Here is a 26,269-nt window from a genome sequence, read left to right on the forward strand (position 1 = left end):
CGGATCAGCCCTGACGATCGAGCGGGTAGTAGATACTTAGCGCACTGTGGCAGCGAGTCTACAGTCGGGTTCCAAGCGCAGGAAGGGAAAGTGCACCAGCCATTACGCAAAGAAACGTAGGTGTTTTCTCGGTGCCTTTGATGAAAGTCGCCCACTGGTTTAAGAGTGGGCGTTCTTTCTTACGACGCCGTTGGAAAACCGCTCAAGGCGCCGAGGTTTTTGCCAGATGCAGCAGCACATAAGAGTTCTTGTCGAACTCCCCCGTGAGCGTCGGGGTGATCGAACGCAGGCGTGGATCGTCCAACGCGTCAAAGTCAGCCTGGCTCATGATCAACCATGCCGGCGCCTGGATCGGTTTGAGCTCGATGGGCAGTTGGGTAAACAGCGGTACCTTGTCGCAATCGAAGTTGACCATGAACTTGATGGCTTTCGCGTCTTTGCCCAACGCGTGCAGCACCACCGGGGCCGGTTGTTGCAGGACCTGGGCCTTGACGGCGAGACTGAACGTGCGGGTGTCGTACAACCGCCGCTCCAGGGGTTCAACCACCATGATGTAGGTTGTCCAGAGGGCCAGCACCGCGGCCAAGGCTGGGCCGTACGTGCGTAGCCGGAGCTTGAGTAGCGCCAGCAATGCCAGCACCTGAAGCCCCCCAAGCACGACGAAGATCAGCTCGAGGCTGGCCAGTGCTTCTGGATAACGCCGTCGCGCCATCACCAGGCCGATTGCCAACAGTGTCGGCAGCAGCGTCCAGATACCCAGCATCAGGCCGCGCAGCCAGGCAAAGATACGGCCTTGAGTCACCTGGAAAGGGTACGCGGCGATGATGGCTGCAAACGGCAACATCGGCAGGATGTAGCGCGCCTTCTTGGCCTGAGGCACCGACAGGCCCAACATCACCAACACACCCGCCGCCGTGCAATAAAGCACCAGTTTCAACGCGGGGTCCGGCGCGCGCCGCCCCCCCATCACAACGGCCAGCAGCACCAACACCGCCAACGGATAGGCCAGGGCATAGTTGCCCATGGAGCTGGTGAAGTAATACAACACGCCGCCGGAGCCTTCGCTGCCGTCCATGCGCCCAAGGAACTGCATGCGAATCACGTCGTGCATGAAGTCTTCGCCGCCGCTGAGCTTAGCCAGCAGCAGCAATAGGCCCACACACGCCGCCAGCAGCGCCAATGCCAGCAGGCCGAAGCTGAACAGCTGGCGCCATTGGCGGTTGATCAGGTAATAGCTGCACAGCATGCCAGTAGGGATTACCAAGCCAATCGGCCCACGGATCGCAAACCCGAGCAGCAGCAACACAAACACCCAGTGCAGGCGCTTGGCCGCAGCAAAGTGATCATGGGCATACCCCAGGTAGAACACCGCCAAGGACACGGCGGCGAGCATCTGGTCGAGGGAGACCGCACGGGTTTCGCTGATAAAGGTACTGCTGAGCAGCAACAGCGCAATACTCAGCAAACCCCAGCGAGCGGAATAGGGCGCGGTCAGCCGATACACCAGCACCACGATCAGCGCCGACGCGACAGCGGTGGGCAGCCATGCTGTGAAGCTTGTCACCTGGCCGAACGGCAACGACAGCAGCCAGGTCAGCAGGGTCGATGTCGCCAGGTAGTCGGCATACGGCTGGCCGTATGTCGTGGGGAAGAAGCTTGGCCCATGGCGCAGCATTTCCTGGGCAAACACCACGAAGCGCGAGTCGAAGCCGATGATTGCCTGGTGCCAGTTGCCGGCGATGAACAGCACCAGCGCCAGAAGCCCAAGCCCCAGCGACTGGCGGCGGATCGTTGCACGCTGCAGGGACGGGAAGGCCTTGTTCACCTAGCCGACATCCTTGACCTGTTGCACCCAGTTTTGCTGGGGGATCGGCAACTCGCAGGAATCGCCACGGCCGATGGGGAAATACTTGAAGCCTTTGCGCGTCAGACGTTCACCGTCATACAGGTTGCGGCCGTCGAAGATCACCGGTGTTTTCAAGCGGTCATGGATCAGGTCGAAGTCCGGCGCCTTGAATTGCTGCCATTCGGTGCACACGATCAGCGCATCGGCGCCGCCCAGCGTGGACTCCGGAGTCCCCATCAGCATCAGGCGCGGGTCGTCGCCGTAGATGCGCTGGGTTTCCTGCATGGCTTCCGGGTCGAAGGCGCGCACGTTGGCGCCGGCGGCCCACAGGGCTTCCATCAGCACGCGGCTCGGCGCGTCACGCATGTCATCGGTGTTGGGCTTGAAGGCCAGGCCCCACAGCGCGAAGGTCTTGCCCTTGAGGTTGCCCTTGAAGAACGCGTTGATGCGCTCGAACAGCTTGCTCTTCTGCCGCTGATTGATGGCTTCCACGGCTTCCAGCAGGTCGCTGGAGCAGTTGGCTTGCTTGGCGCTGTGGATCAAGGCGCGCATGTCTTTGGGGAAGCACGAGCCGCCATAGCCGCAGCCCGGGTAGATGAAGTGGTAGCCGATCCGCGAGTCGGCACCGATGCCCAGGCGCACCGCTTCAATGTCGGCCCCCAGGTGTTCGGCCAATTCGGCGATCTGGTTGATGAAGCTGATCTTGGTGGCCAGCATGCAGTTGGCGGCGTACTTGGTCAGCTCGGCGCTGCGCAGGTCCATGAAGATGATGCGGTCGTGGTTGCGGTTGAATGGCGCGTACAGGTCGCGCATCACATCACGCACCTCTTCACGTTCGCAGCCGATGATGATGCGGTCCGGGCGGCGGCAGTCGGCAACGGCCGAGCCTTCCTTGAGAAATTCCGGGTTGGAGACAATATCGAAATCCAGGTGACGACCCGCGCTATGCAGGTTCTTTTCGATATGGGCGCGCAAGGTGTCGCCCGTGCCGACTGGCACGGTGGATTTTTCCACCAGGATCACCGGCTCTACACGGTGGCGGGACACGGCGTCACCCACCGACAGCACGTATTTGAGATCGGCCGAGCCGTCCTCATCTGACGGCGTGCCCACTGCAATGAACAGCACTTCACCATGCTCGACAGCGAGTTTTTCGTCGTAGGTAAAGTGCAGGCGGCCGCTTTCCAGGTTGTCCTTGACCATGGCAGCAAGACCCGGCTCGAAGATGGTCACATGACCTTTCTGGAGCGCCTCGACCTTGCTTTTGTCAACGTCCATGCAAATGACATCGTGACCGACTTCGGCTAATACAGTGGCCTGTACCAGACCAACGTAACCACTACCAAATACACTGATTTTCATGGGGTATTCCTGGGACTTGAGGTGCTAGCACGACGAGAGTTGATAACCAGAACACCGAGGATGACCAAGGCCACCCCCAGGGTTTTTGAAAGCGAAAAATCTTCGTTGAACACCGGCAGGCTGGCGGCCAGCAGGTAAACCAGCGCATAGCTGATGCTGAGCAGCGAATAGGCACGACCAAGGGGCAAATGCTTCAGCGCGCCGAGCCAGCAGAGCATCGACAGCGCATAGGCGATGATCGCCAGGCTCACCACGCCCAGGGCTGCCAAGTCGATGCTGTTACCGGTGAAGGCTGCCAGCCATTCGGTGGGCAAGGGCAGGCGTGTCATGCTCCAGCGCATGCCCAATTGGGCCGCACTCACCAGGCCGACACTGCCCAGCGCCAGGGCGAAGCCCCGTACGCGGCTCATACCTGGCGCCCCAGCAGGACAACGCCGGCAATCACCAGCGCAACACCCAGCCAATGACGGCCATCGATGGGTTCGTGAAATACAAAGCGCGCCATCAGCGTGACCAGCACAAAATTCAGGCTGAGCATCGGGTAGGCAATGCCCACTTCCAGGCGTTGCAACACCAGCAGCCACACCAGCAGACCCAGGCCCAGGCACACCAGCGCCGACCACAGCCACGGCGAACGCAGTTTCAACGCCCAGCCGTCTGGCATGTCACGCCAGCTTTCCACGGCAAACTTTTGCGAGACCTGGCCCATGCAAGTAAGCAGGCAGGCCGTTAGTAAAAGAAGTAGGGTGATCATGGTGCAACCTGCGGGAAGATCAGGATCACGATTTTCCCCTGCGCATAACGCTTGCCATCTGTAGGCAGCAGCGCAAGTTCTTCCTTTTCGCCCGCACTATTGACCCGCATCACCACGCCAACAGCGCCGGTACGGCGGGTTTCTGCCATCCACGCCTGGATCGCGTTGCGGTCCACGAGGCGCGGGGCCGTGTCTGCGTAAGCCAGGCCGTACTTGACCTCGCCAGAGGTGTTGTACAGCGTGATGTCCGGGCGTTTGAGGCGCCATGACAGCGCCGAAGCGGCGCCCAGATCGTTGCTCAATAGAGCGACGGTGGGCTGCAGCTCTTCGAGGTGATCAATGATGAACTGGTCCGGGGTCTTGTTATAAACCACCGAATGGGGCAACGCTGCGGGCACCAATACGACCAGCAGCGCGCTTGCGATCAGCGGCGCGGCCCACAATTTCAGAGGGCGTGCCGCTTGCAGCAGATTGACGACGATCCAACCGAACAGAAAGGTGAACACCAGCACCAGGCTGAGGGTTTCCTCGCCGGGTTCGTACACGGGCTTTTTCAACTGGAACCAACTGAGTGCGAGCAGGGCCAGCACACCCAACACCAGGTTCAACCCGCCGTTGATACGCAGGGCGCGCCCACGGCCCTGAGTCAGCTTGTCGCTCAGGGTCGAGCCCATCAGTAAAGCCAAGGGCAACATGCACGGCATGATGTAGGAGGGCAGCTTGCCCTTGGCCAGGCTGAAAAACGCCAGGGGCATCAGCAGCCATAGCAGCAGGAACGCCGTTTTTGGCACGCGTTTTTGCAGCCAGGCCTCTTTCGCTGTAGACGGCAGTAGCGCGATCCATGGCAGCGCGAACGCCACCAGCAGTGGCAGGTAATACCAGAATGGCTCGGCGTGCTGGGCGTCTTCACCGGCAAAGCGCTGGATATGCTCGTGCCAGAAGAAGAAGTTCCAGTAGTCCGGCTCTTGCAGGTGCACGGCCAATGCCCATGGCACGCTGACAACAACCGCTACCACCACGGCCACGACGCCGAACCTGAACAATTCACCCAAGCGTTTCTGCCAGAGGGCGTAGGGCAGGGCGATCAATACCGGCAGCAACCACGCCAGGAAGCCCTTGGTCATGAAACCCATGCCGCAAGCCAGGCCCAGCAGCGCCCAGGACCACAGGCGGCCGCGCCGCGTGGTGCTGTCGAAGCAGAACCACAACGCAACACCGGTCAGGTTGACCCAGAAGGTGAACTGCGGGTCCAGGTTGGCATAGCCGCCGAGCGCCGCCACACTGACGAAGCTCATGTACAGAACGGTACTGACCAGGGTTTTCTGCGGGTCGTTCCACAGCCGGCGGGATACCAGGTAGACCAGCAGGATGCTCAAGCCGGTGCTCAAGGCCGAGGCAAACCGCACGCCGAACAGGTTCTGCCCGAAGATCGCCTGGCCCAGCGCAATCATCCAGTAGCCCGCAGCGGGTTTTTCGAAGTAGCGAATGCCCATGAAGTGCGGCGAGGCCCACTTGCCGGTCAGCAGCATTTCCTGGCTGATCTGCGCATAACGCGTTTCATCCGGAATCCACAGACCATGGGTCGCCAGCGGCAGCAGGTAGAACACAGCAAACGCCAGCAGGAGCAGGGGCAAAGCCCAACGGCGGATCATGCCTGCTGTACCCCCAGCCACCCCTCACGGCCGCTCAATACGCCGCGCACCAGCTGTTGCTGGGGCAGGGTGGTCACATCCGCCGGCAACAGCTCGCCCAGGGTTTTGAACTCGATGCCGCGCTGCCCTGCCTGGGCGAGCAACTGGCGAAAATCATTGGCCATCAGAATCCCTTCTACTTCTGCGTGGATCGTGTAGACGTTCAGCTTCGAGGCGCTGAACCGGTCAAGAATGAAGTTATTGAAGTCTTTGGCAGCCACCACCGGCCCGACGACTTCGTCGAAGGTCGGCAGGTCTACTGGAATTTGTGGGGTGCCCGCGCTGCCATCGGCCAAGGTCGGTCGAAACAGGCTGGTGCCCCGGCAATCACTGTTGTAGCGAAAGTTGAACCCTTGCTTGGCTTGCACCACCCGCTCATCGGCACGCCAACCGGCGGCCGCGGAACAGTCGATACGTTCGCCCAGGATGTCACTCAAGGTCTGCACACCACGCCGAATCTGCTCGACTAACTGCGCTTCGCTCCAACGCCCGGTGTTGGCCTGCCAGCCATGGTGGTCCCAGGCGTGCAGGCCGACTTCATGCCCGGCGGCCTTGGCCTGGCGCATCAGATGCCCCAGGTCACGGCCAATCGGCTTGCCTGGCCAGGCGGTGCCGGCCAGCAAGATGTCCCAGCCATACAGGCCGGCGGCGTTGGAGCGCAGCATCTTCCACAGGAACTGCGGGCGGATCAGGCGCCACAAGTGGCGCCCCATGTTGTCCGGCCCGACACTGAAGAAGAACGTCGCCTTCACCCCAGCTTCATCCAGGGATTCGAGCAACCGTGGCACACCTTCACGGGTGCCGCGGTAGGTATCGACGTCGATGCGAAGACCTGCCTTCATTATTTGGCTTCGTCAATAGACTGGGCGATTTCGAGCATGGCCTCGCGCAAGAAGAAGTCGAGCGTGTTGCCGATGGTTTCGCTCATCTCCACGGTCGGCTCCCAGTTCAGCAGGCGCTTGGCGTTTTCGATGCTTGGCTTGCGGTGGGCCACGTCCTGGTAACCGGTGCCGTAGAACGCCTTGCTCTCCACGTCGCGGAAACCCGCGAACGGTGGGAAGTTGTGGCGCAGCGGGTGAGCCTCGAACTGACGCAGCAGCTCTTCGCCCAACTGACGGATACTCGCTTCGTTTTCGGGGTTGCCGATGTTGATGATCTGGCCGTTGCAGACATCGTTGTCGTTATCAATGATACGGGCCAGGGCCTCGATGCCGTCGGCGATGTCGGTGAAGCAACGCTTCTGCTCACCACCGTCGAACAGGCGGATCGGGGTGCCTTCAACCAGGTTCAGGATCAACTGGGTAATGGCGCGGGAGCTGCCGATACGCGCCGAATCCAGGCGATCGAGGCGTGGGCCCATCCAGTTGAACGGACGGAACAGGGTGAAATTCAAGCCCTTGTCACCGTAGGCCCAGATCACGCGGTCCAGCAGTTGCTTGGACACCGAGTAGATCCAGCGCTGCTTGTTGACCGGGCCGACGACCAGGTTGGAGGTGTCTTCGTCGAAGTACTGGTCCTGGCACATGCCATACACTTCGGAGGTCGACGGGAAGATCACGCGCTTGTTGTACTTGACGCAGTAGCGAACCAGTTTCAGGTTCTCTTCGAAGTCCAGCTCGAACACCCGCAGCGGGTTACGCGTGTATTCGATTGGCGTAGCGATGGCCACCAGCGGCAGGACCACGTCGCATTTCTTGATGTGGTACTCGATCCATTCGGAGTGAATGCTGATGTCGCCTTCCACGTAGTGGAAGTTGGGGTGGCTGCGCAGGCGCTCGATGGCGTCGGAGCCGATGTCCAGGCCGTAGATTTCATAACGGTCGTCACGCAGCAGGCGCTCGGACAAGTGGTTACCGATAAAACCGTTCACGCCCAGGATCAACACGCGGGTACGACGTGGCTTGCGGCCGGACTCAGCGCCGCGCAACACGGAGCCGTCCACCAGGCCGAGTTCGTCGGCCAGCGCCGGACCGGCCAAGTACAGACCGTTTTCATTGCGTTGGCCAAACTTGACCACCAGGGAATCTTCACCGCAGGCAATACGCAGCGGGTTGACGCTGATCACGCGACCAGGCGCCAGGCCGTCGTTGCCCTTGACCACTTCGGCTTGCCATACGATCAGCTTGTGCTCGCCCACGGCGCAGAAGGCGCCCGGGTATGGTTGGGTCACGGCGCGAACCAGGTTGAACAGGGTTTCGGCAGGGTTTTTCCAGTCCAGCTTGCCATCGGCGGCGGTGCGGCGGCCGAAGTAGGTGGCTTGGCTTTCATCCTGGGCGGTTTCCGTCAGCTTGCCCTGGGCCAGCTGTGGCAGCGCGTCGCGCAGCAGGGCCGCGGCGGCATCACGCAGCTTGGCGTGCAGGCTCAGGCCGGTGTCGGTACGGTCGATGATGACTTTCTGCTGGGCGAGGATGGCGCCGGCATCGGCACGCTTGACCATGCGGTGCAGGGTCACGCCGGTTTCGGTTTCGCCATTGACCAGTACCCAGTTGGCCGGGGCGCGGCCACGGTATTTAGGCAGCAACGAGCCATGCAGGTTGAAGGCGCCTTTGCGGGCGGTGGCCAGCAGCGGCTCGCTCAGCAGGTTGCGGTAGTAGAAGGAAAAAATGTACTCCGGGTTCAGCTTGGCGATGCGCTCGATCCACAGCGGGTGGTTGGCGTCTTCCGGGGCGTGTACCGGGATGCCATTGCGCGCGCAGAGTTGGGCGACGGAGCCGTAGAAGTTGTTTTCCTTGGGGTCATCGGCATGGGTGAACACCGCAGCAATTTCGTAACCCGCACCGAGCAGGGCTTCAATGCCTGCACAGCCAATATCGTGGTAAGCGAAGACAACAGCTTTTGAATTCATGACGAAACCTGATCGGAAGGAGAAGTAGAAGTGTGGGAAGACACCAAGCCGTCAACCACGACGACTGGAGCCGGTGCTGCCGGTTGGTTGCGCAGCACTTTTTCAATAAAGAAACGCGGGCGGGCGCGTACATCGCTGTACATGCGGCCCAGGTATTCGCCCAGCAGGCCCATGCCGATGAACTGGCCACCGGTGAACACGAACAGCACGGCGAACAGCACGAACAGACCGTCGCCCGCCCAGTCGGCACCGAAGGCCAGGCGCATGAAGATCAGCGCAAAGGCGAACAGCACGCCCAGGGCCGCCAGGCTGAAGCCGACGATGGACAGCAGGCGCAATGGCGTGGTGGTCATGCAGGTCAGCAGGTCGAACATCAGGCTGATCAGGCGCATGGCGCTGTATTTGGATTCACCATGCTCGCGCTCGGCGTGGTGCACGAGGATTTCCGTGGTATGGCGGGCAAAGCCGTTGGCCAGGATCGGGATAAAGGTGCTGCGTTCACGGCAGGCGAGCATGGCGTCGACGATGGTGCGGCGGTAGGCGCGCAACATGCAGCCGTAGTCGCTCATGGCCACGCCGGTGGAGCGTTGCACGGCCAGGTTGATCAGTCGCGAGGGCCAGCGGCGGAAGGCGGAGTCCTGACGATTGTTGCGCACAGTGGCGACCACGTCGTAGCCCAAGGCGGCTTGCTCTACCAGGCGCGGGATTTCTTCCGGTGGGTTTTGCAGGTCGGCGTCGAGGGTAATCACCACTTCGCCCCGGCACTGCTCAAAGCCGGCCATGATCGCGGCGTGCTGGCCGTAGTTGCGGTTGAGGATTACCGCCACCACATGGCTGCCTTCTTCAGCCGCAGCGTCTTCAAGCAGTTGGGCCGAATTGTCGCGGCTACCGTCATCCACCAGGATGATTTCGTATTCGTAGGCCAGTTGCTTGCAGGCTGCCGTAGTGCGGCGCAGCAGTTCAGGCAGGCTCTCTTGTTCGTTGTAGACCGGGATAACGATCGACACGCAATGAATAGGGTAGGGTTTCAAAGATTCATGACCTCGGGCTAGAGCAACTTGAAGCGTGAAAATAGCAGCAATCGTTAGGCGAAACTGCAGCCCGCAGGCTACAAAACGGGCGTGAAAGATGACGCGTTTTCAATAGGTTAGTCGATAATCCACGGATTGCTCTGAAGTGCTGCCTACAAGGTTAAGCGCAAAAATGTGCAACGAATATGAAAGGCGGATGAAAAACTCGTTTATTTGACAGGTAGACAGCTAGGGTTCAGCTAAGTAATCAAGGCGTTACAGGTAGCCGTCAGCCAGCGAGCTAGGAGCGTCGTGCAGGGCGTTTGGTTCAATCTGAACGAGCGGGCCCGGCGAACGAATGTCATTCAACAAACTTCTCTGCATTGGCGCTCAAGTGCCGGTAAAGTAAGCCATCTCTTGCCAGGGTAGTCGGATGAATAGCGTGCAACTTTTACGCGGCCAGTTGCGGCCCGCACTGATGGGATTGTTGATGGCGGTGGCCTGTGTCACCAGCGTGCGGGCCGATGACGGGGTTGCACTGACCAGCATCGAGCAGGTGCCGGAAGGTGTGGAAGTACGCGGCAAACAGGTCGCCGCCTATACGTGGGACGACCGCCAAGGCAAAAACCTGCTGGTACTTGCCGAACAGGTCAGCGAGCGGGATGACGATGGCACTCAATCGGCGTTTGTCTACGCGGCACAGTACATGCTCGGTGGCGACCGCCCCAAGCGGGTCTGGATGCTGTACGACGACGTGCAGCATTGCGAATTCGATGCAGGGCTGCGCTTTGACCGTGCGGCTACCAAGGTCACCGACCTGCTGGGCGACGGCAATACCCAGGCTACGGTGGGTTATTCGCGTACCTGTACCAGTGATGTCAGCCCTAACGAATTCAAGCTGATCATGCACGTCGGCAAGTCTGAGAAGTATCGTCTGCGCGGCCTCGACCGCGTGGGCGCCAGTTGGTGGGATGAGGATGCCGGTGCCTTGCGCGGAATGCCATTGCCCACCGACTGCAGTGTCGCGGCACAGCAGGCGCTGGTCAGCCAGTACAAGGAGCAGGGCACTGAGCTACCGCTGCCAGGCTGCTATGGCGACGAGAAGGATTTTGCCAAGGCGCCGGGCGCCTACCTCGCCTTTATGCGTCACCACTGGTTTGCGCTGATGCAGCAGCAGGACGCCGACTGGAGTCAATCCCAGGCCCAGCCCGAAGAACCCATCGAGGACGACGAATCGGCGCCGTAATTTGGTGCCTGGGCCGCTCCTGGGTTAGACTCAGCCTTCGCCAATTCACTAAATACATCTATTAATCAATAAGTTGTTAGATGTATTTAATCCAAAGGCTGATCTATTTTGACTGAGTCTATCCGCAACCCGCTGACCCTCTACCTCACCCGCCTGGCTCCCTCCAGCCAACTGACCATGCGCTACGTGCTGCAGGACGCCGCCGACCGCCTGGGCTTCGAAGACCTCAACCTCGAAGAGATTGACTGGCACCTGCTGCAACCGGAACACGTCATCGCATTGGTGGCCGCATTACGCGAGGACGGCTACGCGCCGAATACTTCTTCGTTGTATGTGAATGCGGTGCGTGGGGTGATGAATGAAGCGTGGCGCATGAGCTTGATCAGCCAGGATCACTTGTTGAAGATGCGCTCGGTGAAGGCCGCACCTGGTACACGCCTGGGGCAGGGTCGCAACCTGCGCCGCACGTTGATCCGCGAAATGCTCGACGTATGCGCTGCCGACCCACGCCCCCAGGGCCTGCGGGACGCCGCGGTGATCGGTTTGTTGTATGGCTCGGGGATGCGCAAGTCAGAGTCGGTCAACCTCGACCTGGCGCAGATCGACTTTGAAGAGCGCAGCCTGCGGGTGATCGGCAAGGGCAACAAGGAACTGGTCAAATACGCGCCAGACTGGGCGTTCGCCAAGCTACAGGCCTGGCTGAAGTTTCGTCGCGAGCAACTCAAGGAAGGCGAGCAGGACGACACCTTTCTGTTCAATCGCATTCGGCGGGGCAGCCATATCACCCGCGAACGCATTACCAAGCATGCGATTTACTACATTGCCCGCCAGCGCGGTGAACAGGTTGGGGTGAAGATCATGCCCCATGATTTCCGCCGCTCGTTCATCACGCGGGTGATCGAGGAACATGACTTGTCGATTGCGCAGAAGCTGGCGCACCACACCAATATCCAGACCACCGCCAGCTATGACGTGCGTGACGACAATGAGCGGCGGCGGGCGGTGGATCGGTTTGATCTGTAATCTCAAGTTTAATCGGGAGGTTCAGAGAATGGGTTTGCCCCCGGTCACGGCGTACCGCGAGCCAGAGATATAACTGGCCTCATCCGACGCCAACAGTACATAGATCGGCGCCACCTCCACCGGCTGCCCAGGGCGCCCCAGCGGGGTTTCGCTGCCAAAACTCTTGACGTCTTCATCGGGCATGGTCGACACAATCAGCGGCGTCCAGATCGGCCCCGGTGCCACGCTGTTGACGCGGATGCCCTTGTCGCCGAGCAACTGCGCCAAGCCCCCAGTGAAGTTGGCAATCGCGCCCTTGGTGGCGGCATAGGCCAGCAGCGTTGGCTTGGGCATGTCCGAATTGACCGAGCTGGTATTGATGATCGAACTGCCGGCTTTCATATGGGGCAGGGCGGCCTTGCAGATACGAAACATCGCGGTGATGTTGATATCGAAGGTCTTGACCCATTCCTCATCCTCGATCTCTTCCAGGGTTTCGTGGGTCATCTGGAACGCGGCGTTATTGACCAGCACGTCGATACGGCCGAACTGTTCGACGGTCTTGTCCACCAGCGCCTGGCAGTTGGCTCTTAGCGCGATATCGCCTGGCAGCAGCAGGCATTGGCGGCCGGCTTCTTCAACCCAGCGCGCAGTTTCCTTGGCGTCTTCATGTTCATCCAGGTAAGCGATGGCCACGTCGGCGCCTTCACGGGCAAACGCGATCGCTACAGCACGGCCGATGCCGCTGTCGGCGCCGGTGATCAAGGCGATCTTGTTGGCCAGGCGACCAGAGCCTTTGTAGCTTTTCTCACCGCAGTCGGGGTACGGGTCCATTTTCTTCTGGGTGCCGGGAACGGACTGGGCTTGAGGGGCGAAGGGTGGGCGCGGGTAGTCGGTCATTTCAGTCTCCATAGCTCTTTAAGGGTGCTATGGAGTTAGTAGTTGGGTGGGCGGCGTTAGTTGTAGCGGATGCGGCGCAGGCCCGACGAATGGTGTCAGCCCAGATGAGCCGGCAAGCGGCGCAAGGTCCACCCGGTGACGAGCATCGCCGCCACCGCACACAGCGCGATACCCACCAGCATGGGTGCCGGCGTGTGGTCAGCGAACAGGCCGACCAGCGTCATCGATACTGCGGCTGTGATCATCTGGATCGCCCCCAGCAGCGCCGATGCAGAACCGGCCACGGCACCATGATCCTCCATGGACAACACACCGGCGGCGGGCAGCAACAGCCCCAGAAAACCAAAGCCGATAAACAGCAGCGTCATCATCATGGCCAGGTTATCGCTCCACAGCGTGGTGGCAGCCAGCAGCGTCATGACAATGGCCACCCCCACCACCGACCAGCGAATCAGTGGCGCCAGGCCAAAGCGTGCGCTCAGGCGTGCAGTCAGTTGGCTCATGGCAAAGAATGACGCGGCGTTCAGCGCAAAGCACAGGCTGAACTGGGTTGGGGTCAGGCCGAAATACTCGATGTAAACGAACGGCGCACTGCCAATGAATACAAAGAAGGTCGCCAGGCCAAAACCACACACCACCGACAAACCGGTGAAGACCGGATCGCGCAGTAACGCCCCGTAGCTGCCGATAGCGCCGCGAAGGGTCTTGTTCAGGCGGCGCTCGGCGGGATGAGTTTCTGGCAACTGCACAATGGTCATCACCAGGCACAACACGGCCACCACCGCCAGTACGGCAAACACTTCGCGCCAACTCCAGAGTGAAATCACCACGCTGCCAGCCAGCGGTGCCAGGATCGGCGAAACACTCATTACCAGCATCAGCAACGCCATCAAGCGTGCGGCTTCGTGGCCGGTATACAAGTCACGCACGATCGCCCGGGGAATGACCATGCCGGCGCACGCGCCAAATGCTTGCAGCGCACGAAAACCGATCAACACTTCGATAGTCGGGGCCAGCGCACAGCCGACACTGGCCAGGGCAAAGATCGCCAGGCCGGCATAGATCGGCGGCTTGCGGCCGAACACATCGCTGATCGGCCCGTAGAACAGTTGGCACACGCCGATGATCATGAAGAACACCGTCAAGCTCATCTGCACCGCAGCCGGTGACGCCTGCAGGCTGGCACCCAGTGTGGGCAGCGCGGGCAAGTAGCTGTCGATGGCAAACGGACCAATAGCGGTGATCAGCCCCAGCAACAAGGCGAGATGGGCAATGGTTCGAGGCATGGGAAGTCCGGGTCACAGCGAAAGATCGGCCAGCTTAGTGAGCGACCCGGCGACGCACAAGGTGAGGTTTACATAGACGCTACATTTTCGCGCCTGTTGATCCATCACCGCGAAATAAAGATTGAATAATCACACACAATGTTATTTAAATAACAAAACAAGAGCGCTGCGGCCTGCCTGGCCGTGCCGCAACAAGGTGGAATAGCAATGGGCAAGATCGCAGTCATCGGCAGCAATATGGTGGATTTGATTACTTACATCGACCGCATGCCGGACCAGGGCGAAACCCTGGAAGCGCCGGGCTTTGCCCTGGGGTGCGGCGGCAAGGGCGCCAACCAGGCGGTGGCGGCAGCCAAGCTTGGGGCTGATGTAGTGATGTTGAGCAAGGTCGGTGACGACATGTTTGCCGATAACACATTGGCCAACTTCCAACGCTTTGGCATTGACACCCGTTATGTGCAACGGGTGCCGGGTGTGTCCAGCGGCGTGGCGCCGATCTTTGTGCGCGCCGACTCCCACAACAGCATTTTGATCGTCAAAGGCGCCAATGCGTATTTGTCCCCGGCCGATATCGATGCGGCCGCCGATGACCTGCGTGAGTGCACGCTGATCGTGCTGCAGTTGGAGGTCAACCTGGAGACGGTCTACTACGCCATCGAATTCGCCCACCAGCATGGAATCGCCGTGCTGCTCAACCCCGCACCGGCGCTGCCGGGCTTAAGCGCTGAACACCTGGCACATTTGGATTTCTTGATTCCCAACGAATCGGAACTGGCATTGATCACAGGCCATACCGTGGACTCGCCGGACTCGGCCCGCGCCGCGGCGCAAACCCTGGTAGCCAGCGGCATTCGCCACGTGATCGTCACCCTCGGCGAGCACGGCGCGCTGTACGTAGGCGAGGAGGGCGAGTTTCAAGTTCCGGGCCGGCGGGTTATCGCCCGTGACACCACCGGTGCGGGTGATGCGTTTATTGGGTGTTTCATCCAGCAATGGAACCGCGATGGCGGGATTCGCCATGCCATGGAGCAGGCAGTGGCGTATTCGGCCTGCTCGGTGACGGCGCTGGGTACGCAGACCTCCTATCCCGACAGCGAAGCGTTCGCTCGCTTCCTGCAACAACGGTAAGCCCCCCTTCAGCCCGGAGAACAATAATGAACAAACCTGCGCTGCAACAGACACCCGATGGTTTTTACCTGAACCGCACACCCTGGTTCGCCTTTATCCTGCTGTGCAGCATCTTTGCGTTGTGGGCGGCAGCGGCGAGCATGAACGACGTGCTGATCGCGCACTTCAAGAAGGCGTTTTTACTCAGCGATTTTCAGACCGCCTTTGTGCAGTCGGCGTTTTACCTGGGTTACTTCTTCGTGGCGATTCCCGCCGCGATGGTGGTTCGTCGCTTGAGCTACAAGAGCACGATCCTGATTGGCTTGCTGCTGTATATGTTCGGCTGCCTGCTGTTTTTTCCCGCAGCGTCCACAGCCAAGTACGGCATGTTCTTGCTCGCGCTATTTGTGATTGCCGCCGGCCTGTCGTTCCTGGAAACCGCGTGCAACACCTACTCGACACTGATGGGCCCACGGGAAACCGGCACACGTCGCTTGAACATTTCCCAGACCTTCCACCCGTTCGGCGCGATGGCCGGGGTGTACGTGGGCAGCTTTGTGATGTTCAAGGACACCGATGCCACCACCGAACAATTGACGCAGATGAGCGCCTCCGAGGCCGCTGTGCAGCAATTGCAAATGATCCAGTCCACGCTGCTGCCCTACAAGTGGATGATCGCGGTGCTGGTGCTGATGTTTATCTTGATCGCCATAACCCGGTTTCCGGCCTGCAAGGGCAACAAGCCCGCCAATAACAAGTCCGGCAGTTTGCGCAAAAGCCTGGGGCGGTTGTGGCACAATCCGCGTTTTACGTTTGGCGTACTGGCGCAGTTTCTGTATGTAGGCGCGCAGGTCGGCGTATGGAGTTTCACCATTCGCCTGGCGATGCAAATGGGCGGCATGAATGAGCGCAGTGCTTCATGGTTCCTCCTGACCACCTTTGCCGCTTACTTTGTCGGCAAGCTGATCGCCAACCTGCTGATGCGCCGCCTGCACCCGGCCAAAGTCTTGGCGATCTACGGCGTATTGTGCATTGTGCTGCTGGCCTACACGATTCTGGTGCCGAACATTTCGGCGGTGTATGCAGCGGTCGGCGTGAGCATTTTCCTCGGCCCGTGCTGGCCAACCATCTACGGCCTGACGATCGATGGCCTGGGTGAAGACACCGGTGTCGGCGGTTCATTGCTGGTGATGAGTATTGTCGGTGGCGGGGTGATACCGATCTTCCAGGGCCTGTTGTCTGACGCCAGCGGCGGCAATATGCAGCTGGCCTACAGCGTACCGCTGCTGTGCTTTATCGTGATCGTGATGTACGCGTTTAAATGCCTGCGCCAGTCAGACACTTCGCCTTCGGCCACGGCAGCGGCGGTGGCCTCATGAACACGCGTATCCCGCTGTATCGGGCAGTGTTCGCCGAGCAGGAAAAGGTCCTTTTACAGTCCGAGGATTTCAAGGTCAGTGCCTGGGCTTACCCGTCCGGCGTGCTGGCGGTGAGCCTGGAGAACAGCCGTGGACGCCTGGTGGTGCTGCCTTATCAAGGGCAGATGATCTGGTCGGCCGCCTTCGACGGTTGCGACCTGACCATGACCAACCTGTTCGAGCAGCCCAGGCCCAGCCCGACGATCATCGACACCTATGGCTGCTTCATGTTCCACAGTGGTCTGCTGCGCAATGGCTGCCCGGCGCCCGATGACACCCATGCCTTGCACGGCGAGATGCCCTGCGCACCGATGGACACGGCCTGGCTGGAGTTCGGCGAGGGCTTTGTGCGCCTGGGCGGCACCTATCACTATGCCAAGGGCTTTGGCGATCGCTACCGGGCATGCCCCAGCGTGACGCTGCGCGCCGATTCGGGGTTGTTCGATATCGACATGGACGTCACGAACCTCGCCGGCAAGCCCATGGAGCTGATGTACATGGCCCACATGAACTACGCCTATGTGGCGGGTGCGCGGTTTGTCGAGCCGCTGGGCATGCAGCGCCTTCGCCTGCGTACCAGTGTGCCGGGCCATGTGAAACCGACACCTGACTGGCGCGCCTACATGGCGCAACTGGCCGAGCATCCCGCCCAGTTGGCCAGCCTCGACACGCCGACATTGTACGACCCCGAAATTGTGTTTTTCTTCGACAACGTGGCCACAGACGCGACAGGCCACGCACACTTTCTGCTGGATCATCCGGAGGGCGCGGCGTTCTACACCCGTTATCGCCCGGAACAGTTCGAGCATGCCGTGCGTTGGATCCTGCATACGCCGGACCAGCAGGTCGCGGCGTTCGTGCTGCCGTCGACGTGCGAGCCCGAAGGCTATCTCGCCGAAAAAGCCAAAGGCCACGTGCGGGTACTGGCGGCCGGGGCCAGTGCTGCCTTCAGCGTGACCACCGGCTACTTGAATGCGCGGGAACGGCAGCGGTTGCTGGGTTAAACCAGCAATTGCGCGCCGCTGGCCTGGATGGCCTCTTTGTAGGCCCGGGGGATTTTCTTGTCGCTGACCACGTACTGAAAATCTTCCAGGCTGGCGAAGTGCGCGGTGCGCACCGTATCGAACTTGCTGAAGTCGGCCAGCAACACGCGCTGCTGTGCCTGGCGCAGGACCTTTTGCTTGACCTCGACTTCATTGAAGTTAAAGCAGGTCACACCGAACGCCTGGCTGACGCCGGCAGCCGTCACGAAGGCCCACGTCAGACGCACGCTGTCGAGAATGCCGCTTTCAGCGCTGCTTTCGAACACCTGGTTCTTGCGGTGAAAGGTGCCGCCACACAACACGATATGGCAGTTGGGCTTGTTCTGCAGCTTGAGCAGCACGTTCAACGAGCTGCACACGGCAGTGAACTCCAACTCGTCGGGGATGAAGTCGATGACAAACGGCGAGGTGGTGCCGCAGTCGAAAAAGACGGTGTCGCCGGGCTGTATCAACCGGGCGGCGAGTTTGCCGATGCGGCGTTTCTCTTCGACGTGACGCGTGCCCTGGTCGGCAACCCGGTAATCACCGGCCTCACTGCCGACCCGGGTGATATAGCCACCCAACAGGCGCAAGTGCTCGGTGAAGTGGTTGAGATCGCGGCGCAGGGTCATCTCGGAAACGTCCAGCAGCGCAGCCATTTCCCGCAGGTGAATGGCGCTCTGGTCCTGCAAGGCTTGCTGGATAAGCTTGAGTCGCTCGGTTTTTCTACTGTCCACGGGTATTCCAGGGCTTGATTGTTTGTGTTAATTAAGTAACATTAAATGTGAGTATTGCAACATCTTAATGTGTGCGCCGTGGCAAGCGACCACACGATCATTGGCAACATACAGGCAAGGGCACGTTAAATGAATACGCTTCAACCCGCAGCATTGGCCAAGTACATCGATCACACCTTGCTGGCGCCTGACGCCTCCCGTGAACAGATTCGCACGTTGTGCGAAGAAGCCCAGGAACACGGCTTTTATTCGGTGTGCCTGAACTCAGCGCAGGTGCCTTACGCCGCCTCATGCCTGACTGACGATAGCGTGGTGATTTGTGCCGTGGTGGGCTTCCCATTGGGCGCCGGCCTGAGCGAGACCAAGGCGTTTGAAGCCGAACGAGCGATTGCCGCCGGGGCAGGGGAGATCGACATGGTGCTCAATATCGGCTGGTTGAAAGAGGGCCTGCTCGAGGCGGTACGCGACGACATCGCCATGGTGCACACAGCCTGCGGCCCTGTACCGCTGAAGGTCATCCTGGAAACCTGCCTGCTCAACGACGAACAAAAAGTCCAGGCGTGCGAAATCTGCCGAGACTTGGGCGTGGCATTCGTCAAGACATCCACAGGGTTCAGCCGAAGTGGCGCCACGCTGGAAGACGTTGCACTGATGCGCAAAACCGTGGGCAACGGCGTTGGGGTCAAAGCCTCAGGTGGCGTGCGTGATTATCCAACGGCGGTGAAGATGATTGAGGCTGGGGCTACACGCTTGGGCAGCAGTTCGGGGGTCGCGATCGTGGGTGGAGCGGTGACAGCGGCGAGTGGTTACTGAGGCCCCTTGATATAACTCAACTAAATAGTCATTTAGTTTAGTTATATCAATAGGTTATACCGCAAGAGCAGAGCTGACTCATCCTTTACGCTAGTGTGAGTGCATGCGCGATACTCCACATTTGGCATCATAAAGGGACGGTCTATATGCAGGGAAGGCTTGCGTCAGGTCTGTGGGTGGCATGTTTGGTGACCAGTGCTACGGCGCTGGCGGATGAACTACCGCGTAGCGAGCAGTTAAAAGCATTCCGCGCTGCTGGATTTAACCAACAGACGTCGGAATGCGAAATCGAGACAACAGGTAGCTACACGCCGGCAACCATGGAGCTGGTTGAGGATCTGAACGGTGACGGCCGGCCGGATGCGTTGATTACCGAAGGCAGCACTGACTGTTATGGGCAAGCGGGCACTGGATTTTATCTAGTCAGTCAGCAGTCTGACGGTCACTGGAAACTCATGCTCAAAGAAAGCGGCTTCGCTCAGTTTCTAGCTAGCAAAGGCAATAATGGTTGGCCTGATGTCGAGGTCGGCGGCCCGGGCATTTGTTTCCCAGTACTGCGTTACGACGGGCAGCGTTATCGATTTCACCACAGTGTTGGCGAACGGTGTGCGGAATAGCGGTAAACGCCCGATGGCCCAAAGCTCAAACGAAGGGAGGTCAATGAGGGCGACAATGGCTGCTTTTGAATCTGGCGCGCGGTGGTTCTAGGTTGCTTAGTGAAAAGCAGCCTCCAGAGCCCCTCAGGCCCGTATAGGACTGTTCGCATAATGTATATTATGTTAAACCAGGTGCTATGTCAGATATGTTCATAAGCCACGTAAAATGAGGTGGCTGTCGATGAAGCTGATTCAGTGCAGGTTCTCTTCAGGTCAACGGCTACCGCTGCTTGTACAAGCTGGTGATGCGACGCCGTTGCCCATACTCATTCCGTTCATCTACGTCCAACTTAAATTCAGACAGCGCGCTTACAACACAGCTACGGCGCATCTGAGCGCGATCGACCGACTCTGTTAAACCAGGTGCTATGGAAGCCGATTTTGCGGCCTCTCATTTGCCCTGAGCGCATCGAGTAACGCTGCCTCTCGCCGCTGTCACCCTCATCTGTCGGCAGTGGCAACGCCGAGTTCGAAAATCCCCGTACACACTCCTTGCAGCCTAGCCCCGCCGATATATATGATAAGTATTATCATTTGTGATAATTACTCATCCGGCGCCTGCACACCATGCTCTCAAATTCCGAACCGAGCTCCTGCGATGTGGCCGTGCTTTACCGCCAACAGCACAGCTGGCTGCAGAACTGGCTAAGGCGCCGGCTGAACTGCTCGCAAAGCGCGGCAGACCTGGCGCAGGACACATTCATGCGCCTGCTGGCCAAGGAGCAGGTTCCGCAATTGCACGCCCCACGTACCTTCCTGGCGAAAGTGGCACAGAGCGTTCTGTCCAATCATTACCGTCGGCAAAAACTCGAACGCGCTTACGTTGAGGCGCTCGCTGCGATGCCAGAGCAAGTGGCACCGAGCCTGGAAACCCAGGCGATTTTGCTGGAAACCCTGATTGCCCTGGATGCCGCCCTGGAAGGTCTGGAGCGTCCGGTGCGCGAAGCGTTTCTCTGGTCCCAGGTTGACGGTTTGAGCCACGGCGAAATCGCCGAGCGACTCGACGTGTCGATCACCACGGTCAAGCGTTACATCGTCAAGGCCGGGGCGATGTGCATCATGCTCGATGACAGCCTGGACCTGCTGTGAACGACAACGACAGGCCCTCGATTTCCGGGGACATGGCCGAGCAGGCCATGCATTGGTACCTGGAGCTTCAGGAGCACGACGTCAGCGAAGCGACTCGAGCTGCCTGGATGAACTGGCGTCAGGCGCATCCTTTGCACGAACGCGCCTGGCAGCGGGCCGAGGTTTTCACCCAACGCTTGAGTGAGGTCCGCAGCCCGGGCCAACGTGCGCTGGCCCAGGCAACGCTGCGGCCGACGCTGTCACGGCGCGCGGCCATGAAGCAACTCAGCGTACTACTGGCTGCTGGCGCAGGTGCCTGGAGTTTGAAAGACACCACTCTGCTGCAAGACATGACCGCCGATTACCACACTCGGATCGGCGAGCAACGCCGCATCGGGCTCCCCGACAACACACAGGTGCAACTCAACACCGACAGCGCCATCAACGTGGTGTTCGAGCGCGAGAGCCATCGTGTCAAACTGCTGCGTGGCGAGATGCTGATCACGCGCGACAACATTGCCGATGGCCGACTGCTGTCAATCGATACCGCTGACGGACGACTCGAAGCGACGTTGGCGCGGTTCAGCGTCCGGCAGCGTGCGGGGTTCACTCAGGTGAGCGTTTATCAGGGCACGCTGGTGATCAGCCCTCCCCTGCAACGCCGAGCGCCGGTTGCGCTGAAAGCTGGCGAGCAGGTCAGCTTCAATGATCAGGGCCTGATGCTCCGGCAAACCGTCGCGCTGACTGCCCCTGCGTGGACCCAAGGCATGCTGGTTGCCCAAGGCCTGCGTCTGGCAGATTTCCTCGAGGACGTGAGCCGCTACCGACGCGGGCATCTGGCTTGCGATCCGGCGATTGCGGATATCCGGGTTTCCGGGACATTCCCCTTGGCCAATACCGAGCGAATCATCCTTGCCGTTGCCGACACCCTGCAACTCGACGTCCAGCAATTCACCCGCTACTGGGTCACGCTCAAACCCCGAATGGCCTGACGCTCACATTATTTTGCGCTTGGGTGGTCCGTTTTCGATTCTCGCGAGACTTAAACCCCAGACACTCAATTCAATGGGGAACAACTCGTGGACTTCACCGCACGCAAACGCCAGGGCTGGCACTTTTCACTCAAGCAAAACCTCGCTGGCGCAGTGGTGCAAGGCATCGCCTGCATGACTGCAACCACTCCGATGCTGATGTTGCCGAATTGGGCTGCCGCCGCCGAGCAGACGCAGCAGGACTTCGACATCCCCGCCGGGCCGCTCGCAACGGCATTGAGCCGCTTTGGCCAGACTGCACACATCCTGCTGTCCTATCCCGCCTCATTGACCGAAGGGCGAACCACGTCTGGACTCAAGGGGCGTTACGATGCGGACCAAGGCCTGGCGATCCTGCTCGCCGGAACCGGCATTGAGAGCAGTCGCGGCAGCAATGACAACTACTCACTGCAAGCCAGTACGGGCGATACCTTGCAACTGGGTGCAGTGTCGATTTCCGGCAAGGCACCGGGTTCGACCACCGAAGGCACCGGACTCTACACCACCTACTCGTCCAGTAGCTCGACACGCCTGAACCTCACCCCGCGGGAAACCCCGCAATCGCTGACGGTCATGACTCGCCAACGTCTGGACGACCAGCGCCTGACCAACCTCACCGATGCCATGGAAGCCACGCCCGGCATCACGGTCGTGCGCGATGGCCTGGGGTCGGAGACTGACGCCTACTGGTCGCGCGGCTTTGCGATTCAGAACTATGAGATCGATGGCGTTCCCACCAACACCCGCCTCGATAACTATGCGCAAAGCATGGCGATGTACGATCGTATCGAAATCGTGCGTGGTGCCACCGGTTTGATCAGCGGCATGGGCAACCCGAGCGCGACCATCAACCTGATCCGCAAACGCCCCACCGCCGAAGCCCAGGCCAGCGTGACCGGTGAGGCCGGCAACTGGGATCGCTATGGCACCGGTTTCGACGTATCCGGGCCGCTGACCGAAACGGGCAATGTCCGCGGGCGATTCGTCGCCGACTACAAAACCGAAAAAGCCTGGATCGACCGCTATAACCTGCAATCGCAACTGATCTACGGCATCACCGAGTTCGACCTGACCGAAGACACGTTGCTGACCATGGGCTTCAGCTATCAGCGCACCGATGTCAACTCGCCGCTGCGCTCCGGCCTGCCGACCCGCTTCAGCACCGGTGAGCGCACCAGCCTCAAACGCTCGATCAACGCCGCACCGGACTGGTCGTATAACGATCACGAGCAGACCAGTTTCTTCACCTCCATCGAGCAGCAACTGGGCAATGGCTGGAGCGGAAAAATCGAACTCACCCACGCCGAAAACCAATTTGACGAGCTGTTCAACTTCGCCATGGGCGATCTCAACAAAGATGGCAGCGGTCTTTCGCAGTTGCCGGTGCGCTTCTCCGGCACACCGCGCCAGGACAACCTCGACCTCTACGTCACCGGCCCGTTCGGCCTGTTCGGGCGAGAGCACGAACTGATCACCGGCATGACTTTGTCCAAGTACAAAGAGAACGTACCGGGCTGGGGTGGCTGGCGTTACGACTACGCCGGGTCGCCGGCGGGCGCCATCGACAACCTGTACAACTGGGAGGGTAACTCTGCCAAACCGGAATTAACCGAAAGCGGCAAGTCGTCGATCGACGAACACCAATACGCCGCTTACCTGACCTCGCGATTCAGCGTCACGGATGATCTGAGCCTGATCCTCGGCAGCCGCGTGATCAATTGGAAGCGCGACACCTCGGACCGACCTTACGGTGGTGAAGAAACTGAGGTAAATCGGGAAGAAAACGGAGTGTTCATTCCCTACGCTGGCGTGGTCTATGACCTCAACGACACTTGGTCGGTGTACGCCAGCTACACCAAGATCTTCAACCCGCAAGCGTCATGGGTGACCGACGAACACAACAAGCCTCTGGACCCAATGGAAGGCAAAGGCTATGAGATCGGCATCAAGGGCACGCATCTGGACGGCAGGCTCAATTCCAGTCTGGCGCTGTTCAAACTGGAGCAGGACAACCTGGCGATCTGGCAACACGATAACGTCTACAGCTCCGAGCAGGACACCACTTCCAAAGGTATCGAACTGGAGCTGAACGGCGAACTGGCCGAGGGCTGGCAAGCATCTGCCGGGTATGCTTACTCGGTGACCACCGATGCCGACGACCAGCGCATCAGCACCAACCTGCCACGCAATAGCCTCAAGACGTTCACCACCTACCGCTTGCAAGGGCCACTGGACAAAATCACGGTGGGCGGCGGCGTAAACTGGCAGAGCAAAGTGGGCGCCGACCTGCACACCTTCAGCCAGGGCAGCTATGCAGTCACCAACCTGTTGGCGCGGTACGACATCAGCCACAACCTAAGTGCGTCGGTGAACCTGAACAACCTGTTCGACCGCGAGTACTACAGCCAGTCCGGCCTGTACGGTGTCTACGGTGCCCCGCGCAACGTCATGACCAGTTTCAAGTACACCTTCTGACATCGGGTGGGTTTCAATGGGTGGATGCAGCGCTGCATGCCTGCATCACCCACATGAACATTACTTGCCGTTGCCTCAAGTGCCACTTTTGACCTTACTCCAAACCCGCGTACGCACCCGCTCCAACTTCAGCGGCAACGGCTCTAAAGGAAACAGCGTATCCAGCACCGCTTTGGAAGGATAGACACCGGGATTCTCCCTGACCTTTTCATCCACCAAGCTGCGGGCATCCTTATTGGCGTTGGCGTAACTGAGGTAGTTGGAAGACTGCGCGATCACTTCCGGGCGTAGCATATAGTCGATGTCGGCGTGTTCCACGGTTTCACCGGGGAGCGTCAGGCGGCGGTCATTGAGGTAGTGATAATCCACGCGGGCAGCGTGGACTTGCGTCAAGTCCAGGTTGATGGTTTGCCGTGTTTCCTCGCGCCCGGCCTCGAACAGCACACGGCCGAACGGGTCGATCACGGCGCTGCCGCCGGCAAACACCAGGCCGTCATCGCCCTGCCCCACGCGATTGACCATCACCGCAAACACTTGGTTTTCCTGGGCCCGAGCCATGATCGCGGTGCGGTGCACCGGGCCGTAAGGGTCCATGTTGCCGTTGGTGACGATGACCAGTTCGGCACCCAACTGGGCGAGTGCACGTGCAGTTTCCGGCAGTTCGATGTCGTAGCAGATCAGAATGCCGATACGCACACCTTTGAAAACGACAGTGCCGAAACGGTCGCCGGGCGTGATGTCGCCCCGCTCTGATGGCCACAGGTGGGTCTTGCGGTAAGCCAATGAAAGCCCATCAGGTGTGATCAATACTGAAGTGTTGTAGAAGACGCCCGCGTCGGTCTCGACCAGGCCGATGACCACCGCAACACTGCGTTCGCGTACTGCCTGTTGCACCGCTTGCAGCGACGGGCCTTCAAGGGTTTCTGCAACCTGCGCCAACTGCTCGCCGGCGACGAAGCCCATCAAATGGGTTTCAGGGAAGACCAGCAGGTCGGTGTCTGCGTCGCAGTGGGCGATGGCTTCTAAGGCGCGCCTCAAGTTATAAGCGGTATCGCCATCGCGACCGGCTAACTGCATGAGTTCAATCTTCATGGCTGATCCTTGCGTATAGTTGAGGCCGTGCTGACACCGTGTGTACGCCGGCCTGAAACAAGTATGGGCGGTACCCACGGGGCAAAAAATCACTTCGATGGGGTACCCCCGAATGGGTAGTGAAACGAATCTGACGCTGCAGGATGTGGCGTGGCATGACGCGGTCGGCCGGTTGATCGAGACCCTGGACCGCCCGCATTTCTGGCGATCAATGGCCCGCCTGCTTGGCCGATATGTGCCGATGGACAACTGGGTGGTGCTGATTTTCGGCGCCGGCAGGCCCCAGGTGCTGGCTGAATCCCAAGATGAAGATGGCGGCAGCGATTCGCTGTTCCAGGACTACCTCAAGGGGCTCTACCTGCTTGATCCCTTTTACCTGGCCAATCGGGAGTCGCCCAAAAGTGGCCTGTTCCAACTCGATGATGTCGCTCCCGAATGTTTTGAGCAGACCGATTATTACCAACGCTACTTTCGCCTGAACGTGGTAGCCGACGAGATCCATATAAACGTACAACTGGACCTTGATCGGACCCTGAGCCTTTCACTGGGCAGCCACTGCCGATTCAGCCAGGAGCAAGTCGCCTTACTGCGGCTGATCCAACCATGGGTGGCCGGGTTGATGCGCCAGCGTTGTGTGTTTGAACAGGAAATCAAGCGCACACCGGAGCCGGCACCGGACTGGCAGGAGCGCCTGCAGTCACCCGCGCTGCAAATCAGCGCCGCGTTGTCGACCCGCGAAGCAGAGGTCGCTCAGTTAATGCTCAGTGGCTGCTCGAATAAAGAGATCGCGCGCAAGCTGGCGATCTCGGCCGAGACTGTGAAGGTGCATCGTCGGCACCTGTACAACAAGTTGGGGATCAAGTCTCAGTCTGAGCTATTCCTGTTGTTTCTTCAGGCTCAGGACTAGG

The 26,269-nt window shown here is 59.8% G+C and carries 22 protein-coding genes and 2 pseudogenes; 12 read left to right on the forward strand and 12 right to left on the reverse strand.

The genetic code is table 11. The features are described from left to right. Window positions 1–202: 202 nt before the first annotated feature. From FRT59_RS18605 to arnC, 8 genes are read right to left on the reverse strand one after another with little or no spacing between them, the layout of a single operon-like run. Window positions 203–1,825 (reverse strand): ArnT family glycosyltransferase, encoded by a 1,623-nt coding sequence (locus FRT59_RS18605; protein WP_198809737.1) that lies wholly within the window; start codon window positions 1,823–1,825, stop codon window positions 203–205. After that, window positions 1,826–3,208: a UDP-glucose dehydrogenase family protein gene (locus FRT59_RS18610; RefSeq protein ID WP_153871964.1), complete on the reverse strand. Its 1,383-nt coding sequence runs from the start codon at window positions 3,206–3,208 to the stop codon at window positions 1,826–1,828. Then, complete coding sequence (gene arnF, locus FRT59_RS18615; RefSeq protein WP_034119594.1) at window positions 3,205–3,618, reverse strand: 4-amino-4-deoxy-L-arabinose-phosphoundecaprenol flippase subunit ArnF; 414 nt, start codon at window positions 3,616–3,618, stop codon at window positions 3,205–3,207. Before arnF ends, FRT59_RS18610 begins: the two co-directional genes overlap by 4 nt. Next, the gene (arnE, locus tag FRT59_RS18620; protein WP_034119593.1) at window positions 3,615–3,962 is read right to left on the reverse strand and encodes a 4-amino-4-deoxy-L-arabinose-phosphoundecaprenol flippase subunit ArnE; all 348 of its coding nucleotides are present in this window, start codon (window positions 3,960–3,962) and stop codon (window positions 3,615–3,617) included. Before arnE ends, arnF begins: the two co-directional genes overlap by 4 nt. Continuing rightward, a complete protein-coding gene (gene arnT, locus FRT59_RS18625) occupies window positions 3,959–5,614 on the reverse strand; it encodes a lipid IV(A) 4-amino-4-deoxy-L-arabinosyltransferase (RefSeq protein ID WP_153871965.1) in 1,656 nt (551 codons plus the stop codon). The genes arnE and arnT overlap by 4 nt, the downstream gene beginning before the upstream one ends. After that, on the reverse strand, window positions 5,611–6,495 hold the full coding sequence (gene arnD / locus FRT59_RS18630; RefSeq protein WP_153839709.1) for a 4-deoxy-4-formamido-L-arabinose-phosphoundecaprenol deformylase: 885 nt from the start codon (window positions 6,493–6,495) through the stop codon (window positions 5,611–5,613). Before arnD ends, arnT begins: the two co-directional genes overlap by 4 nt. Beyond that, complete coding sequence (arnA, locus tag FRT59_RS18635; RefSeq protein WP_153871966.1) at window positions 6,495–8,498, reverse strand: bifunctional UDP-4-amino-4-deoxy-L-arabinose formyltransferase/UDP-glucuronic acid oxidase ArnA; 2,004 nt, start codon at window positions 8,496–8,498, stop codon at window positions 6,495–6,497. The genes arnD and arnA overlap by 1 nt, the downstream gene beginning before the upstream one ends. Continuing rightward, the gene (gene arnC / locus FRT59_RS18640) at window positions 8,495–9,529 is read right to left on the reverse strand and encodes an undecaprenyl-phosphate 4-deoxy-4-formamido-L-arabinose transferase (RefSeq protein WP_153839711.1); all 1,035 of its coding nucleotides are present in this window, start codon (window positions 9,527–9,529) and stop codon (window positions 8,495–8,497) included. Before arnC ends, arnA begins: the two co-directional genes overlap by 4 nt. 412 nt (window positions 9,530–9,941) lie before the next feature. Between arnC and FRT59_RS18645 the strand changes: the two genes are divergently transcribed. Beyond that, the gene (locus tag FRT59_RS18645; protein WP_153839712.1) at window positions 9,942–10,754 is read left to right on the forward strand and encodes a M949_RS01915 family surface polysaccharide biosynthesis protein; all 813 of its coding nucleotides are present in this window, start codon (window positions 9,942–9,944) and stop codon (window positions 10,752–10,754) included. 108 nt (window positions 10,755–10,862) lie between these two features. Continuing rightward, window positions 10,863–11,777 carry a site-specific integrase gene (locus FRT59_RS18650; protein ID WP_153871967.1) on the forward strand — a complete coding sequence of 305 codons (915 nt, stop codon included), beginning with the start codon at window positions 10,863–10,865 and terminating at the stop codon, window positions 11,775–11,777. A 21-nt stretch (window positions 11,778–11,798) separates the two neighbouring features. Here the strand turns inward: FRT59_RS18650 and FRT59_RS18655 are convergent, their stop codons facing one another. Together FRT59_RS18655 and FRT59_RS18660 are read right to left on the reverse strand one after the other, a co-directional pair. Continuing rightward, window positions 11,799–12,656 carry an SDR family oxidoreductase gene (locus tag FRT59_RS18655; protein WP_153871968.1) on the reverse strand — a complete coding sequence of 286 codons (858 nt, stop codon included), beginning with the start codon at window positions 12,654–12,656 and terminating at the stop codon, window positions 11,799–11,801. 95 nt (window positions 12,657–12,751) lie between these two features. Continuing rightward, complete coding sequence (locus FRT59_RS18660; protein WP_153871969.1) at window positions 12,752–13,942, reverse strand: multidrug effflux MFS transporter; 1,191 nt, start codon at window positions 13,940–13,942, stop codon at window positions 12,752–12,754. 207 nt (window positions 13,943–14,149) lie between these two features. Here FRT59_RS18660 and rbsK point away from each other — a divergent pair, with 207 nt between their 5' ends. From rbsK to FRT59_RS18675, 3 genes are read left to right on the forward strand one after another with little or no spacing between them, the layout of a single operon-like run. Further along, window positions 14,150–15,070 (forward strand): ribokinase, encoded by a 921-nt coding sequence (gene rbsK, locus FRT59_RS18665; RefSeq protein ID WP_153871970.1) that lies wholly within the window; start codon window positions 14,150–14,152, stop codon window positions 15,068–15,070. A gap of 26 nt (window positions 15,071–15,096) precedes the next feature. Beyond that, window positions 15,097–16,428 (forward strand): L-fucose:H+ symporter permease, encoded by a 1,332-nt coding sequence (gene fucP / locus FRT59_RS18670; RefSeq protein ID WP_153871971.1) that lies wholly within the window; start codon window positions 15,097–15,099, stop codon window positions 16,426–16,428. After that, complete coding sequence (locus FRT59_RS18675; protein ID WP_153871972.1) at window positions 16,425–17,471, forward strand: aldose 1-epimerase family protein; 1,047 nt, start codon at window positions 16,425–16,427, stop codon at window positions 17,469–17,471. Before fucP ends, FRT59_RS18675 begins: the two co-directional genes overlap by 4 nt. Here the strand turns inward: FRT59_RS18675 and deoR are convergent. Next, the gene (gene deoR / locus FRT59_RS18680; protein WP_034119581.1) at window positions 17,468–18,226 is read right to left on the reverse strand and encodes a DNA-binding transcriptional repressor DeoR; all 759 of its coding nucleotides are present in this window, start codon (window positions 18,224–18,226) and stop codon (window positions 17,468–17,470) included. The genes FRT59_RS18675 and deoR overlap by 4 nt on opposite strands. A gap of 129 nt (window positions 18,227–18,355) precedes the next feature. Here deoR and deoC point away from each other — a divergent pair, with 129 nt between their 5' ends. From deoC to FRT59_RS18705, 6 genes and pseudogenes are all read left to right on the forward strand, one after another. Continuing rightward, entirely contained in the window at window positions 18,356–19,039 is a 684-nt protein-coding gene (gene deoC, locus FRT59_RS18685; protein WP_153871973.1) for a deoxyribose-phosphate aldolase, read from the forward strand. Between the two features lie 188 nt (window positions 19,040–19,227). Beyond that, window positions 19,228–19,656: a hypothetical protein gene (locus tag FRT59_RS18690; protein ID WP_198809736.1), complete on the forward strand. Its 429-nt coding sequence runs from the start codon at window positions 19,228–19,230 to the stop codon at window positions 19,654–19,656. A 220-nt stretch (window positions 19,657–19,876) separates the two neighbouring features. Beyond that, window positions 19,877–20,038: pseudogene (locus FRT59_RS27445) on the forward strand (site-specific integrase); the annotation flags it as partial. 224 nt (window positions 20,039–20,262) lie between these two features. Then, complete coding sequence (locus FRT59_RS18695; RefSeq protein WP_153871975.1) at window positions 20,263–20,784, forward strand: sigma-70 family RNA polymerase sigma factor; 522 nt, start codon at window positions 20,263–20,265, stop codon at window positions 20,782–20,784. Next, on the forward strand, window positions 20,781–21,755 hold the full coding sequence (locus FRT59_RS18700) for a FecR domain-containing protein (RefSeq protein WP_325167966.1): 975 nt from the start codon (window positions 20,781–20,783) through the stop codon (window positions 21,753–21,755). Before FRT59_RS18695 ends, FRT59_RS18700 begins: the two co-directional genes overlap by 4 nt. Before the next feature lie 174 nt (window positions 21,756–21,929). Then, on the forward strand, window positions 21,930–24,269 hold the full coding sequence (locus tag FRT59_RS18705) for a TonB-dependent siderophore receptor (RefSeq protein WP_153872070.1): 2,340 nt from the start codon (window positions 21,930–21,932) through the stop codon (window positions 24,267–24,269). Between the two features lie 303 nt (window positions 24,270–24,572). Here the strand turns inward: FRT59_RS18705 and FRT59_RS18710 are convergent. After that, a pseudogene (locus tag FRT59_RS18710) lies at window positions 24,573–25,361 on the reverse strand (carbon-nitrogen hydrolase family protein); the annotation flags it as partial. Window positions 25,362–25,473: 112 nt separating this feature from the next. Between FRT59_RS18710 and FRT59_RS18715 the strand changes: the two are divergent. Continuing rightward, entirely contained in the window at window positions 25,474–26,268 is a 795-nt protein-coding gene (locus FRT59_RS18715; protein WP_153871976.1) for a helix-turn-helix transcriptional regulator, read from the forward strand. Window position 26,269: the final 1 nt, after the last annotated feature.

The organism is Pseudomonas haemolytica (assembly GCF_009659625.1).
GTDB classification, from domain to species: domain Bacteria; phylum Pseudomonadota; class Gammaproteobacteria; order Pseudomonadales; family Pseudomonadaceae; genus Aquipseudomonas; species Aquipseudomonas haemolytica.

What these genes read in the sequence shown, in the direction of transcription:
- arnT (WP_153871965.1), bottom strand. Translation starts at nt 5,614, where the DNA reads ATGATCCGCCGTTGGGCTTTGCCCCTGCTCCTGCTGGCGTTTGCTGTG.
- arnF (WP_034119594.1), bottom strand. Translation starts at nt 3,618, where the DNA reads ATGAGCCGCGTACGGGGCTTCGCCCTGGCGCTGGGCAGTGTCGGCCTG.
- FRT59_RS18655 (WP_153871968.1), bottom strand. Translation starts at nt 12,656, where the DNA reads ATGACCGACTACCCGCGCCCACCCTTCGCCCCTCAAGCCCAGTCCGTT.
- rbsK (WP_153871970.1), top strand. Translation starts at nt 14,150, where the DNA reads ATGGGCAAGATCGCAGTCATCGGCAGCAATATGGTGGATTTGATTACT.
- fucP (WP_153871971.1), top strand. Translation starts at nt 15,097, where the DNA reads ATGAACAAACCTGCGCTGCAACAGACACCCGATGGTTTTTACCTGAAC.
- arnA (WP_153871966.1), bottom strand. Translation starts at nt 8,498, where the DNA reads ATGAATTCAAAAGCTGTTGTCTTCGCTTACCACGATATTGGCTGTGCA.
- FRT59_RS18660 (WP_153871969.1), bottom strand. Translation starts at nt 13,942, where the DNA reads ATGCCTCGAACCATTGCCCATCTCGCCTTGTTGCTGGGGCTGATCACC.
- FRT59_RS18610 (WP_153871964.1), bottom strand. Translation starts at nt 3,208, where the DNA reads ATGAAAATCAGTGTATTTGGTAGTGGTTACGTTGGTCTGGTACAGGCC.
- FRT59_RS18715 (WP_153871976.1), top strand. Translation starts at nt 25,474, where the DNA reads ATGGGTAGTGAAACGAATCTGACGCTGCAGGATGTGGCGTGGCATGAC.
- FRT59_RS18695 (WP_153871975.1), top strand. Translation starts at nt 20,263, where the DNA reads ATGCTCTCAAATTCCGAACCGAGCTCCTGCGATGTGGCCGTGCTTTAC.
- deoC (WP_153871973.1), top strand. Translation starts at nt 18,356, where the DNA reads ATGAATACGCTTCAACCCGCAGCATTGGCCAAGTACATCGATCACACC.
- arnE (WP_034119593.1), bottom strand. Translation starts at nt 3,962, where the DNA reads ATGATCACCCTACTTCTTTTACTAACGGCCTGCCTGCTTACTTGCATG.
- FRT59_RS18675 (WP_153871972.1), top strand. Translation starts at nt 16,425, where the DNA reads ATGAACACGCGTATCCCGCTGTATCGGGCAGTGTTCGCCGAGCAGGAA.
- arnD (WP_153839709.1), bottom strand. Translation starts at nt 6,495, where the DNA reads ATGAAGGCAGGTCTTCGCATCGACGTCGATACCTACCGCGGCACCCGT.
- FRT59_RS18705 (WP_153872070.1), top strand. Translation starts at nt 21,930, where the DNA reads ATGACTGCAACCACTCCGATGCTGATGTTGCCGAATTGGGCTGCCGCC.
- FRT59_RS18645 (WP_153839712.1), top strand. Translation starts at nt 9,942, where the DNA reads ATGAATAGCGTGCAACTTTTACGCGGCCAGTTGCGGCCCGCACTGATG.